This is a genomic window from Enterobacter cloacae complex sp. OE43NF (assembly GCF_023544405.1).
Classification (GTDB): domain Bacteria; phylum Pseudomonadota; class Gammaproteobacteria; order Enterobacterales; family Enterobacteriaceae; genus Enterobacter; species Enterobacter cloacae.
In genome coordinates this window covers 119,670-133,249 of sequence record NZ_JAMJFW010000005.1, presented here as the reverse complement: position 1 = coordinate 133,249, position 13,580 = coordinate 119,670, and the positions used below count along the sequence as shown (strand labels likewise).

At 54.1% G+C, this 13,580-nt stretch carries 12 protein-coding genes; 3 read left to right on the top strand and 9 right to left on the bottom strand.

Annotation, left to right across the window (positions count from 1 at the left end):
• Nucleotides 1-85: 85 nt before the first annotated feature.
• The 4 genes from M8370_RS04255 to M8370_RS04240 all read right to left on the bottom strand — a co-directional run bounded on the left by M8370_RS04255 (nt 86) and on the right by M8370_RS04240 (nt 4,963).
• Complete coding sequence (locus M8370_RS04255; RefSeq protein ID WP_250020536.1) at nt 86-745, bottom strand: O-methyltransferase; 660 nt, start codon at nt 743-745, stop codon at nt 86-88.
• 84 nt (nt 746-829) lie between these two features.
• On the bottom strand, nt 830-2,209 hold the full coding sequence (locus M8370_RS04250; RefSeq protein WP_250020535.1) for an efflux transporter outer membrane subunit: 1,380 nt from the start codon (nt 2,207-2,209) through the stop codon (nt 830-832).
• Nucleotides 2,206-3,288, bottom strand: a complete 1,083-nt coding sequence (locus M8370_RS04245) for an HlyD family secretion protein (RefSeq protein WP_013096702.1) — start codon at nt 3,286-3,288, stop codon at nt 2,206-2,208. The genes M8370_RS04250 and M8370_RS04245 overlap by 4 nt, the downstream gene beginning before the upstream one ends.
• Before the next feature lie 22 nt (nt 3,289-3,310).
• Entirely contained in the window at nt 3,311-4,963 is a 1,653-nt protein-coding gene (locus M8370_RS04240) for an MFS transporter (protein ID WP_038980581.1), read from the bottom strand.
• Between the two features lie 221 nt (nt 4,964-5,184).
• Here M8370_RS04240 and M8370_RS04235 point away from each other — a divergent pair, with 221 nt between their 5' ends.
• The gene (locus M8370_RS04235; protein WP_250020534.1) at nt 5,185-5,979 is read left to right on the top strand and encodes a YdcF family protein; all 795 of its coding nucleotides are present in this window, start codon (nt 5,185-5,187) and stop codon (nt 5,977-5,979) included.
• 67 nt (nt 5,980-6,046) lie between these two features.
• Here M8370_RS04235 and M8370_RS04230 read toward each other — a convergent pair whose 3' ends face one another.
• The 3 genes from M8370_RS04230 to gap form a co-directional block, all read right to left on the bottom strand.
• Entirely contained in the window at nt 6,047-6,709 is a 663-nt protein-coding gene (locus M8370_RS04230) for a DUF1120 domain-containing protein (protein ID WP_250020533.1), read from the bottom strand.
• Between the two features lie 259 nt (nt 6,710-6,968).
• On the bottom strand, nt 6,969-7,631 hold the full coding sequence (locus tag M8370_RS04225; RefSeq protein WP_250020532.1) for a DUF1120 domain-containing protein: 663 nt from the start codon (nt 7,629-7,631) through the stop codon (nt 6,969-6,971).
• A gap of 250 nt (nt 7,632-7,881) precedes the next feature.
• A complete protein-coding gene (gap, locus tag M8370_RS04220) occupies nt 7,882-8,883 on the bottom strand; it encodes a type I glyceraldehyde-3-phosphate dehydrogenase (RefSeq protein ID WP_013096696.1) in 1,002 nt (333 codons plus the stop codon).
• A 189-nt stretch (nt 8,884-9,072) separates the two neighbouring features.
• On the opposite strand from gap, the gene cybB reads away from it, so the two are divergent.
• A complete protein-coding gene (gene cybB / locus M8370_RS04215) occupies nt 9,073-9,603 on the top strand; it encodes a cytochrome b561 (RefSeq protein WP_013096695.1) in 531 nt (176 codons plus the stop codon).
• A 68-nt stretch (nt 9,604-9,671) separates the two neighbouring features.
• Here cybB and M8370_RS04210 read toward each other — a convergent pair whose 3' ends face one another.
• Together M8370_RS04210 and M8370_RS04205 are read right to left on the bottom strand one after the other, a co-directional pair.
• Nucleotides 9,672-10,739 (bottom strand): oxidoreductase, encoded by a 1,068-nt coding sequence (locus tag M8370_RS04210; RefSeq protein ID WP_250020531.1) that lies wholly within the window; start codon nt 10,737-10,739, stop codon nt 9,672-9,674.
• A 13-nt stretch (nt 10,740-10,752) separates the two neighbouring features.
• Nucleotides 10,753-11,496, bottom strand: a complete 744-nt coding sequence (locus M8370_RS04205; RefSeq protein ID WP_250020530.1) for a DeoR/GlpR family DNA-binding transcription regulator — start codon at nt 11,494-11,496, stop codon at nt 10,753-10,755.
• Nucleotides 11,497-12,212: 716 nt separating this feature from the next.
• Here M8370_RS04205 and M8370_RS04200 point away from each other — a divergent pair.
• Complete coding sequence (locus tag M8370_RS04200; protein ID WP_013096692.1) at nt 12,213-13,550, top strand: TolC family outer membrane protein; 1,338 nt, start codon at nt 12,213-12,215, stop codon at nt 13,548-13,550.
• Nucleotides 13,551-13,580: the final 30 nt, after the last annotated feature.

Here is a 13,580-nt window from a genome sequence, read left to right as displayed (position 1 = left end):
TGTTATCGCTTATGGTTAAAAATTACTGGGGATCCCTCAGCCCGGTGGGAGAGGGCCGGGGTGAGGGCATCAGGCCGCACAATTTTCACCCGTTCACAATAGCCAGCGTAAACCCATCCCACCCCTTAACCCCGACCGTTTGCAGCGCGGTGGTGGTTAAGCGCGGATTGTCCCCCATCATCTCGATAAACCGGCGAACACCCTGCACGCGCGCGTCGTCGCTTTGGCCGTTAATCACTTCGCCATCGCGCACCACGTTATCGCCGATAATCACCGTGCCGGGGCGGGAGTAGTGCAACGCCCATTCGAGGTAGCCGGGATTGTTTGGCTTATCAGCATCAATAAAGATCAGGTCGAACGGCGGAACGTCGCCGAAATTTTCCAGAGAAGTCAGTGCCGGGCCTTCGATGAGTTCAATGCGTTGGTTGAGACCGGAAAGCTGAATATTCTGCCGCGCCACGCGGGCATGCGTGGAATCGGCCTCAAGCGTAATCAGCTTTCCGTCCGGCGGCAGGGCGCGCGCCATCCAGATTGAACTGTAAGCACCCAGCGTTCCGATCTCCAGAACGCGCCGCGCCTGCGTCATGCGCACGAACAGTGCCAGCAGTTGCCCCTGATTGGCCGCAACATCGTGTTCGGGGAGTCCGGCGCGCTGGTTGTTTTCCAGTACCTTGCTCAGTACCTCATCTTCAGGAATAAGCGACGAAATCATGAAATTATCAACTGCAGACCACTGTTGTTGCATAAATTGTCTCCTGAGGGGGAATCGCCGGGTGGCGGCTGCGCCTTACCCGGCCTGTGTGACGAAATCCAGGCCCGTTAAGCGCCTTCAGACATTGACCCAACCGCCGCCCAGCGCTTTATACAAATCAATCTGCGCCAGCAGCAGGTTATTTTTCACCTGCACCACGTTGGTTTGCACCGAGTAAAGTGTACGCTGTGCGTCGAGCACATCCAGATAAGATGAATAGCCGTTGCGATAGCGGTTCTGCGCAATGCGCAGCGTCTCCTGGGCCACCTCCTGCTGGGCCAGCAGTTCGCTAAGTTGTTCCTGATAACGCGTAATGGCGTCAAGGCTGTTGTTCACTTCGGCAAACGCATTGCGCACGGTTTTCTCATAGGTGTACAGCGCCTGATTACGCTGCGACTGGGAGATATCCACCTGCGCATTCAGCGCCTGGCGGTTCAGCAGCGGGGCGAGAATACTGCCACCTGCGCTCCAGAGCTGTAACGGGTTGTCCAGCAGTCCGGAAAGGGTGCGATCCTGAATCGATCCGGTCGCCGTCAGGTTGATCGACGGCAACAGGCTGGCGCGCGAGGCAGCAAGGCTGGCATCGGCCGCAATAAGCTGACGCTCCGCCTGAACGATGTCAGGTCGTCGGTTAAGCAACGATGACGGCAGCTGTGAAGGCAGCCTGAGCGGGGTAAGCATGCTGAAGCTTTCACTGCGCGCCACCTCGCCCGGGTTACTGCCCAGCAGCAGACTCAGGGCATTCTCTTGCTGCGCGATCTGATGCTGCAGCAGCGGCACCTGCGCCCGGGTGGCCCGCAGCTCAGAGTCAGACTGCATCAGCTCCAGGCGCGAACTGTAGCCCGTTTCAAACTGCCGTTTAGCAAGATTAAATGCCTCTTCGCGTGATTTCAGCGTGGATTCGGTGACGCGAAGCTGTTCGTCAAGCGAGAGCAGGGTGACATACCCGGAGGCCACCGACGAGGCGACAGTTAAATCTGCGGCAGCGGCGGCGGCTTTTTGCGCCTCCAGCGAGGCCTGCGCGGCATTGGCCGTGCTGCGGTTGACGCCCCAGATATCCACATCATAGCTGGCGGTGAGGCTGCCTTTGTACAGCGTACTGTATACCGGTAACCCCGTGGCGGCCGATTGCGTCCGGGCGCGGGTGCCGGTTACGCCCGCATCCAGCGACGGAAACAGGCTGCCGTCCGCGGCATAGACTCTTGCCTGATACTCATTGATCCGTTCGCGGGCGATCAGCACGTCGCTGTTATTTTTCAGCGCCTGATCCACGTAGCGGTTGAGGTTGTTGTCGTGAAAATTTCGCCACCAGAGTTGTTCAGGCGCGCTGGCGGGGCCGGATGCCGCCCGCCACTGGGCAGGAATGTGCAGTGACGGTTGGGCAGGTTTTACATCCACCGACTGGCATCCGGTAAGCAGCACGGCAACCAGCAGGCTGGCTAGCGGGCGAAGGGTCATTGCTTCGCCTCCCGCGTATCAATGGTCACCTGTACCGACATGCCAGGACGTAGCAGTGCTGACTCTTCAGGTTTACCCAGCACTTCGATACGCACCGGAATACGCTGGGCGATTTTGACAAAGTTCCCGGTGGCGTTATCCGGCGTGATGGCGCTGAATTCGACGCCGGTCGCCGGGGAGATGCTCTCCACGCGGCCCTGATAGGCTTTGTTATTGAGCGCATCGACGGTAAATTTCACCGGCTGGCCCACGCGCAGCTCCGCGAGCTGGGTCTCTTTAATGTTGGCGATCACCCAGTGCTGCGGCGGCACCAGAGTAGTGAGATGGGTCCCGGCCGTGACATACGCGCCCAGACGCACCGCGATCTGCCCCAGCTGGCCGTCACGCGGCGCCACAATGCGGGTGTTTTGCAGGTCGATTTGTGCCAGCTCCAGCGCCGCTTTGGCGTTTTCCACATCCGCCTCCAGCGCACCGCGATTCACAATCACCGTCTGCAGATCCTGGCGTGACATCTCAAGCGTCGCTTTGGCCTGCTCAATATCAGCGCTGCCCTGGGCCGCGCTGGCCAGCGCCGCGTCGCGTTCGCGGATGGAGAGCGAGCCGTCAGCCGTCAGATCTTTCACCCGCTTTAAATCCGCCTGGGTTTTCAGACTCTGGGCGCGGGCATTTTTCAGCGCGGCGTCATTTTTTGCGATGACGGCTTCAGCGCTTTTACGCTGCTGGAGATTGTTATTCAGGGCGGCAATTTTCATCGCCAGCTGCGCCTCGGCCTGATGTACCCGCTGGCGATAGATACGGTCATCGATCTGCAACAGCAGCTCGCCTTTTTTAACCTGCGCGAAATCCTGTACCTTCACTTCGGTTATATAGCCATTCACCTGCGGGCTGATGAACGTGGTCTGGCCGCGCACGTAAGCGTTATCGGTAAACTGCGCGTGGCGGGTGAACGGCGGGAGCTGCCACGCGTAAAGGATCACCAGCACGCCGACAATACCGATGGCAGCGGCGGTGAAAACGGAAACAATGCGCACATTTTTGCGGGTGTTGGCCTGCTCTTTGGCGGCATCCTGCTGACTCATAAACTCTCCAGAAATATTTCAATTATTTGTTGCCGGTGGCGTTCTTAAGCGCCATACGGGCAGTGATGCGCAGACGCAGCAAGCGCCATAAAATCCAGACCAGCGTGGCCGCGGCAATACTCGCGGTCAGTAAATAGGTGTCGTTGTAAGCCAGAATGTTTGCCTCAAGGGCGGTCACCGTCTGCAACTGGGTGATCGCCTGCGTGCCCAGCAGGGCGCTGTCGCCAATCAGGCTTTTGTACATCTGGGTATAAAGCTGAATCCGCTCGTTAACCAGCGGATTGAGCGTGGTGAGCTGGTCCGCCAGCAGGCTGGAGTGATATTTTTCGCGCCAGGTCTGGAAGGTACCGAGAATAGCTGAGCCCAGCAGGCCGCCGAGGTTCTGGCTCATACCAAACATTACCGAGAAGCTCACCAGATTACGCGGGTCGGCGATCACACCGCCAATGGCGGCCAGCATCGCGGGGGCGAGGAAGAAGGCACTGCCAAAGCCCAGCAGGAACTGGCTGAGCATCAGTTGATCCGGGCGCGTCAGGTTGTTGGACTGGCTGTCCAGCAGCGAGGCGACAATCATCAGCACCAGGGAGGTGATAATCGGCCACGCCAGTTTGGTCGGCTTAATGGTCAGACAGCTGGTGACGATCCCGCAGACGATCCCGGCAAATATGGACCACGCCAGGTGCGTCATCTGCTCGTTCTGTAACCCCACGTACTGCAGCCAGCCGATGACGCCGGTGTTTTGCTCGGCCAGCACGATGCGGATCAGCAGCATAATCAACCCAAGGCGCACAATACTGCCGCTCGACAGCCAGCGGGTGTTCAGCAGCGGGTTACTACGGTTATGTTCAAACACGATGGCGGAAACAATCAGCACCAGCGAGAGCGCCAGCGACCAGCCGATCCACGGCGCTTCAAACCACCAGTCCAGACGGCCCAGCGACAGCACCGCGCACAGCAGCGCCATACCCGGTGCCAGTAAAAAGAAGGTGATAAAGTCTTTTTTCTCAAAGACCTTACGCCGATCGCCCGGCGGCAGTTTCAGCGCAATCACGCACGCCAGCGAGATGAGAGCCAGCCCCAGCTCGAAGAAATAGAGCCCGCGCCACTCATCAAGCTGCAACAGCTCGGTTGAAAAGAGTCGCGCCAGCGGAATGGCCAGCGACGAGCCGGTGATGCCAATGGTCAACGCCTTCAGGCGGTGTTTCGCCGGCCAGGCCTGGATCTGGTAATAAATCCCCAGCGAGCTGAGCGCGGCGGCCACCATCCCGTGCGCGGCGCGCACCATCAGCGCCGAGCTAAGATCGTTGACAAACAGGTGGAAAAAAGTGACCAGCACATACAGCACCAGAAAACCTTCGGTGAAGGCGCGCAGACCGTATTGCTGGCGGAATTTCACCAGCAGCAGGTTAATGGAGATATTAGTCATTACATAGACCGCCGGTAGCCAGGCGATCTCGGTTGACCAGGCGCCAAAGGTGCCTTGCAAATTTTGCAGGTTGGCGGTGACTACCGCATTCCCCAGGGCGCCCGTCAGGCAAACCAGCAGACCGACAACGCCATAGGCAATCCGCTTTGGCGTACTGTGCTCCGGCGTGGAGGGTGAACCCAGCAGGGCGGGTTTCTCGTGTGGCTGCCACTCGCGAGGAGCATAAGGGTCGCGTTCGGGCAGGCGCATAACGTCGTTTACCTTTGATAAAATGGGAGAATTAACAGGCTGGCGATTCTACGTCTGCCGTAAAACATAATACAAGTGAATATGATTTACGCATGTTAATCAAATGTTGAACTGAAGGTTTTAGGAAAAAGAGCGGCCTTATCTCTGGCACTTTAGGAATCAACGCCTGTTTTGACGCGACAAGTGCGGTACGCTAATCCAAATGCTGTAAGGAGGTAACGATGATACCGACAATTTTTCCCTGTTTGCCCGGCAGCACGCTCAGTGCCGTAAACACGGTTGGGCAGTGGCTGGCGCAGGATGACCTGCAACCGGGTCAGTCCGTGGATATGGTGATTCTGGCGGGGAATGCCGTCATTCCAACCATCGAAGCTGCCTGCCGTCTGGCGGCGGAGCAGGGGGTGCCCATGATCATTAGCGGAGGCATCGGACACTCCACCACTTTTCTCTATGCCGCGATTGCGAAACATCCGCGCTATCACACCATTCCCACCACGGGCCGGGCAGAGGCGGCTATCCTCGCGGATATCGCCCGTCAATTCTGGCAGATCCCGGCAGACCGGTTGTGGGTGGAAGATCAATCGACGAACTGCGGGGAGAATGCCCGCTTTAGCCGCGAGTTAATGAAGCACCATCAGTTTGCCCCTGAAAGGGTGCTGGTGGTGCAGGATCCAACCATGCAGCGCCGCACCATGGCAACATTCGCCCGTGTATGTCGGGACGAACCCGTATCGCCGGAATGGGTAAGCCACGCGGGCTTTACGCCCGTCCTGCAAAACGGCGACGATGGACTGGAGTTCAGCGATTCCGGTGAAGGGCTCTGGCCGGTGGAACGCTATTTGTCGCTGGTGCTGGGGGAACTGCCGCGCCTTCGCGACGATGTTAACGGTTACGGTCCGGCAGGACGTGATTTTATTGCCCACGTGACGATACCCGATGAGATTGCGGCGGCATGGAATATCTTACGCAACGATGTCATTTTGACCGATGCGCTGGTAAGCCGATCCCTGTTGTGAATGTGGACGCAAAAAAATACCGGGCCAGCGTTAGCCGCTGACCCGGTATTGAATAAAGGGCGAAGAGTTACAGATAAACCAGCGTCATGGTGTTCTGGCCGTCCAGCGCGGTATCGTCGGTAATGGCCAGAGTAGAGGTATCCCAAATCACCAGATTGGTCACAAAGTTAAAGTTAGCCGTGGTGATAGCCAATGGGGTGGTGGTGCCGGTTTCAGCAAAGGCGATGGTCTGGAAAGTATCGCTGCGTGGAATACCGGAATATTTCCAACGGGTTGCGGGCCAGTCGTGGTTATTCCCAATAGGGTCTGCAGTTTTACCGTCTGCGGTAGTACCGGTCATCCACATACCGTAGTTACCGATTTTTTTACCGTCGTTCGTGAAACCGATGCCATAAGTATAATATTTATTTGTAATATTCTTATTCTTCCCAATATCAACAGGAAGTTGTGCGTTGCTGTCACTGCGATTATCGGTAATAGTGAAACCTATTTTGGTTGGCGCGGAGCAATTTATGGTCACAGGTATCTGTTTCTGACCGAGTTGATTATGTGAGGTTTCGGATAACTCACCGAGACGAATAAAGCCGTAATCGAGAACACCGCCGTTACCCAGCTCAGCAGTACATGCTGCGTTGGTTAATGTACCTTTTACCTTAATAACAGCAGTTCCGGCTGCAAAAACTGATGTGGTGCTCAACGCGATGGCTGTAGCCAGAATGATTTTTTTCATCCTTGATTTTTCCTTTTCATGAATATAAGACATGCGGGAATGATAAGTGAACGCAGCGATGGCGTTCCCATTCACCTGGCGGAAATAATATTGAGTATTGAGTTTTTGGTATATTTATTAAAGTTGAATTTATTTTGTAGAAAAACTAAAGATATGCGAAAGCGACAAATAAAAGAAGGCTTTTTATTTGTTGTGTGAATATAACGGGGAAAAGTACCGGTTCAGGGTTACGCTGAACCGGTATAAGCAAATTATATGATTAGAGATATACCAGGGTCATCGTCGCCTGACCGTCGAGAGGGGTATCGTCGGTAATTGCCAGCGCAGTAGTGTCACGAATCGTCAGATTAGTAACAAAGTTAAAGTTAGCGGTGGTGATAGCCAACGGTGCGGTGGTCCCTGTATCAGCAAAGGCGATGGTCTGGAACGCATCACTACGCGGAATACCGGTTTTTTTCCAGACATCAGGATTCCAGTCGTGGTTGTTGCCAATCGGGTCTACGACTTTGCCATCTGCCGTGACATCCGTCATCCACATGCCGTAGTCACCAATTTTTACGCCTTCGGACGTGGTGCCCACGCCGTAAGTATAATATTTAGCAGACTGGTTCAGGTTACCACCAATATCCAGCGGCAGCCGCGCGTTGCTGTCGCTACGGTTATCAAGAATGGTAAAGCCCACTTTGGTTGGCGAAGAACAGGTAATGGTGACAGGCACCTGTTTTTGTCCCAATTTATTATTTTCCAGTGCAGAAAGTTCTCCGAGGCGAATATAGCCGTAATCAATGACCCCGCCGTTGCCGATAGAAGGCGTACACGCCGCATTGGTCAACGCTCCGTGTACTTTTAATACAGCGGTAGGTTCTGCGAAAGCTGATGCGCTGGCCAGTGCAATTAATGAAGCCAAAATAACTTTTTTCATTGTTGTTCCTTAACAATTTCATAGGTGGTGTTTGTTTTGACAGACCGCTTGCCTGTCTTGTGATTTATTTTATTTGGAGTGTTTATAAAATTAAAGCAAGCATATTTAAAACTTCATTTTAGAAGTTCTAATGATAATTAACGTGTGATTCAAAAATTTCGTGAATAATTTTATTCTGGAAAACAGATGATGAAGAGTAAGCCGTGCGGTAAGGGAGAGCGACGGATGGTATGACCACCCGTCAGCGTTATTAAAGTGCGGCGTATTTATCAAGCGTGCGCACCAGCTGCGTCACAAAGCCATACTCGTTGTCATACCAGGCGACGGCTTTCACCAGTTGCAGTTCGCCCGCCTCGGTCACTTCGGTCTGCGTGGCGTCAAACACCGAGCCAAAGTGCGAGCCAATGACATCTGACGACACAATCTCTTCATCGGTATAGCCAAAGGATTTATTTCCCTGCGTCGCTTTTTTCAGTGCGGCATTCACCTCTTCAACGGTGACCTTTTTGCCCAGAATGGCGACCAGCTCCGTTACCGAGCCGGTTTTCACCGGTACGCGCTGGGCATGACCTTTCAGTTTGCCGCTGAGGGCCGGGATCACCAGGCCAATCGCTTTGGCAGCACCCGTGGTGTGGGGAATGATGTTCTCCGCCGCCGCGCGTGAGGCGCGCAGATCTTTCCCGCGCGGACCATCCACCAGCGCCTGGGTACCGGTATAGGCGTGAATGGTGGTCATGGTGCCCACTTTAATCTCAAAAGCATCGTGCAGGGCTTTTGCCAGCGGGGCGAGGCAGTTGGTGGTGCAGGAGGCGACAGAGATAATGGTATCACTGGCGTCAATGGTGTCGTCGTTAACGTTAAACACAATGGTTTTCATCTCACCTGCTGGCGCGGAGATCAGGACTTTTTTGGCGCCAGCATCCAGATGCGCTCTGGATTTTTCTTCCGACGTATAAAAACCGGTGCATTCCACGACGATATCCACCCCAGCGGCTTTCCACGGGATATGTCTGGCCTCTTTCTCGGCGTACACCGCGATGGTTTTACCGTCCACAATCAGCGCGTCTTCGGTGAAATCCACGCTCCACGGGAAGCCGCCGTAGTTAGAATCATGCCGGAGCAGATAGGCCAGTACTTTGGGAGAGGTGAGGTCGTTGATGGCGACGACGGTGTTGCTGTCCTGGGTTTCAAGAAGGCGACGAAGTACCAGGCGTCCAATGCGTCCAAATCCGTTAATGCCAATTTTACTCATGGTTTTCTCCTGTAAACGTGTCGATGTGACAGTTTGAACTTATCCAGGCTTAGACCATGAGGGGCGGGGCAGCAATTGAAGATGCTTCATGCCCCGGGAAGTATTTGAAAATCCATACAGAAAAGTTAATGAATTTTTAAGGAAAGGTCGTTATGTTGGCGCGGTAACTGTTTTTTATCGGAAAATCACATGCGCACTAAATATACAGGCCTGCAAATCGGCATTCACTGGCTGGTGTTTCTGTTAGTTATTGTCGCCTACTGCGCCATGGAGTTCAGAGGCTTCTTTCCGCGTACCGACCGACCGCTGATCAATATGATCCACGTCTCATGCGGGATCGCTATCCTGGTTTTGATGGTGACACGTCTGCTGGTGCGCCTGAAGTTCCGCGCGCCGCCGATTGAGCCGAAACCTAAAGCGATGATCACTGGCCTTTCGCATCTGGGGCATCTGGTGATTTATCTGCTGTTTATTGCTTTGCCGCTGATTGGCCTGGTGATGATGTATAACCGTGGAAACGACTGGTTTGCCTTTGGCATCGCCATGCCGCACGCGGCGGAATCCAACTTTGATCTGGCTGATGGGCTAAAAGAGTGGCACGAGACGCTGGCGAACCTCGGCTATTTTGTCATTGGCCTGCACGCAGCGGCGGCGCTGATGCATCACTATTTCTGGAAAGATAATACGCTGCTGCGCATGATGCCGAAAAAGCGGCAATAGCCCTCAACACTTTTGCCGCCTTTCTCGCCGGGTGGCGCTGCGCTTACCCGGCCTACAAAACCCGTTTTTTATTGCAGCAGAGCACGCTCTTCAGCTGTTAATGCCAGCCCCTGGGTTGACCCGGTCTCTGACGATTTCACCGCCGCTTCCAGTACCGCCATCACCGCTAATGCCTCGACAGGATTAACCGGATTGGCAATCTTCCCGAGCAGAGCATCGCGCACATTAATGTAATACTGGCGCTGATCGCCTTTCGGCGTGGTAATGGTCTGCGGCGCGCCGTCAGCCCCAAAGAAGACCATACTGTCGCTGTCCTGACCCCAGGTTTCACTTCCCGGAACGATGCCAGTCAGCAGCTGGGCTTCCTGCTGATCGATACGGGCCTTCACTACGCTGCCCTTATCCCCATGGACGGTAAAGCGCGCGGTACCTCCGGCGACCAGCATGCTGGCGTGCAAAATAACCTTATGATCAGGGTAGTTTAAGACCACATGCGCCCAGTCGTTCACTTCTGCGCCGTCGCGCAGCGTCGCGATATTCCCCTGCACAGAGTCAGGCAGACCAAAGAGCTGTAGCGTCTGGTCGATCAGGTGCGGCCCCAGGTCAAACCACAGCCCGCTTCCCGGTACGTTTTGTTCTCTCCAGCGCACGCGCACTTCCGGGCGGAAGCGGTCAATGTGTGACTCAAACAGTTTCACCTTCCCGAGGGTGCCCTGTGTGATAACGTCCTTAATGCCCAGGAAATCACTGTCCCAGCGGCGGTTGTGGAACACGGAGAGCAGAAGCTGCTTTTCCTCCGCCAGGGCAATAAGATCGCGTGCTTCCTGCATATCGAGCGTGAAGGGTTTATCCACCACCACGTGTTTTCCTGCGTTCAGGGCCAGCGTGGCCAGCGGAGCATGGGTGGCGTTAGGGGAGGCGATCACCACCAGGTCAATATCCGGGTGCGTAATGGCCTCTTCCGGGGTAGCAACCACCTGCACATCCGGCAGATCGCGCTTAACTTTTTCCTCATCACGGGAGGAAACCACCGCCAGCGTAAGCCCGTCCACAGACTGGATGAGCGGGGCATGGAAGGTTTTACCGACAAAACCATACCCGATCAGCGCAATGTTGATTGTCTTCATTTTACTCATGACCTTCTCCACGTTAATGAGCGCAAACCGTGACGGGCACGGTGCTCTGGTCCCCAAGCTCAGGCCAGGGACGATCTAAAAACAGTTGATGAATTTCGTCTAACCCGCACACCAGATACGGCTCACAGCGGTTGACTTTCAGATGGTCTGCGACGATCCAGTGCGTCTGGCTGGCGGCAAGCATCGCCCGTTTGACTTCTGCATCGGCTTCCGTCCCGGCACTCAGACCGAGTGATGAATGAAGGGCGCAGGCGCCAAGGATGGCGATATCCGCCCGATACCGTGAAAGCAGGGAGAGGGTGGCACCGCCAGCAAACAGGCGTTGCTTCTGATCCCATTTCCCGCCGAGCAGGATCAGCTCGATATCCTCCCGGTCGCTAAAAGTGTGGGCGATATCCAGCGAGGTGGTGATCACCGTCAGCGGCCCCTGAAGAAAAGAGGCCACCGCCATGACCGTACTGCCCGCATCCAGAAACAGCGTAGAGCCCGGCGGAACCTGCTGTGCCACCTGTTTTCCCAGCCGCTGTTTGGTCGCCGGCAGGAGCGTATTTCTGCCCTGGCGATTCATGGCCGAAAGATTGAGCGCGATAGCGCCTCCGTGGTTCTTCTGCGCCAGCCCCTGTTTTTCGAGGTCCGTGAGATCGCGGCGAATGGTATCCGCAGAGACCTGCAGCTTTTCTGCCAGCTCAGTGATGCTGGCCTGTCCCTGCTCGCTGATGATCTCGAGCACATATTTTTGACGCGCGGTTTTGTGCATGGCAGCAATCCTGCAAAATATCGCAATAGTTCGCATAATACAGCATTTTGTCGCAGAGAAAAGGGCAACCGCACATTAGTTCAGTTGCGTGATAATTGAGATGTTATTGATTAAATATAAGTGAACGGTTTCTAAGGGTAATCAATATGTTATAACGATGTTTTATCTGGCTATTTGGATTTTGTAACCAGTTAGCTTCGCTTTACTGGTTTGTTGATCTATTAAAAAACTATTTAAACCAACAAAATTCCGCAAAAATGAATTTTAACGGCTTTTTATGCCAATAAATAGAGCGACGCTACTTAAGTTGACATTTCTTTGAAAATCTTTGTGTCTGACGCGCGTGGAAATTAACGCAAAAATGTACATCCGGGTATTTTTAGATTTCACTTAAATAACAATGACTTTATTAGTTTCATTTGAAAGGCCATTTTTAAAAGTTTGTCCAGAAACCCCATGATTTTTCTTAATTGTAACACCACATTAACATTGTGGGTGTAGTTGCCTATACCACATTTTGTTATGCTGCGAATCAGTTAAGAAGTAAGTAAATTCTTAATTCATATTAGGCTAAGGTCGGCTCTCATCTCCAATGGAAATGGGTATGGGGAGCTATTACCCGACATTCAGTACGGGGGATTAATAATATTTTTCTGATTATCTATACCTCTTTTTGGGTAAAGGGTTAAACCATTCGCAGACTCAGGGAGATATAAATGATGAGAGAGCGAAATTATAAGTGGGTCCGATTATCCGCAGTGCTGGTGTTAATTTCGGCATGCATTAATACGACCTATGCCAATAGCGGCGCGTTGGGTTTTGCCACGGTGCCGACGACAACATTAAAAGAAAGTATTCTTTTTGCCATCGATCGCGATCCGTCGGTCAGTCAGCAGGCGGCACAATTGGGTATTGGTCAGGCGCAAATAGATGAAGCACGTAGCGGATGGATGCCGCAAATATCGCTGAACGGCAGTACGGGCCATAGTCAAACCACCGATTCCAGCGGCTCACTGAGAAATTCAGCGGCATGGGGATTAAGCCTTACGCAGCTCATTTATGACTTTGGCAAGACGAATAACAGCATCAGCCAGTCTTCAGCGCGACGCGATAGCTATCGCTATCAGCTGATGGAGACGCTCACCGCCGTGGCGGAAAAAACTGCGCTGAGCTACGTGGAGGTCAGACGTTATAGCGATCTGTTGCAGGCGGCTAAAGAGAATGTGCAGGCCCTCAAAAACGTGGAGCAGCTGGCGAAACTGCGCGCGGATGCAGGCGTAAGCTCAACCTCCGATGAGCTGCAGACCCGCACGCGGATCGCCGGTATGCAGGCGACGGTGGAGCAGTACAACGCCGCGCTCAACAGCGCCCGCGCAAGGCTCGCGGTGTTGACGGGCATGCAGGCTGAAGCCTATTCACCGGTCCCTGAGAAGCTTGCCGTAGAGCAGAATGCCGTCAACCAGATCGATTACTCGCTGATACCGGCGGTAATGGCCGCGCAGAATATGGAGCGTTCAGCCCAGTATGGGGTGGAAACCGCAAAATCTCAGCACTGGCCAACGTTAAGCCTGAAAGGAGGCCGCACGCGCTATGAGTCGGATAACCGCGCTTACTGGGATGACCAGATCCAGCTCAATATCGATGCACCGCTGTATCAGGGCGGCGCCGTTTCGGCACGCGTTCGTCAGGCTGAAGGCACCAGGGCGATGGCCTCCTCTCAGGTCGATCAGGCGCGGTTTGATGTGTTGCAAAAAGCCTCCGTCGCGCAGGCAGACTGGACCGGCGCGCGTGGAAGAATGGCCGCCGGAAGCTTACAGCTTGAAAACGCGTTACGTGCCCGCGCGGTCTACAAAAATGAATACACCCTGAGCAAGCGGAGCATTAATGATTTGCTCAGCGTAGAACAGGATGTCTGGCAGGCCACGTCTGCCAAAATAATGGCCGAATATGATGGCTGGAGCGCGGCAATTAATTACGCCTCTGCTGTTGATAATCTCATGACGCTTATTGGAGTAGAAAAAAACGCTGCCGCAAAATTACCCGATTTGAGTTGAAAAAAGCCGCGCCTTTCTGCGCGAAATAAA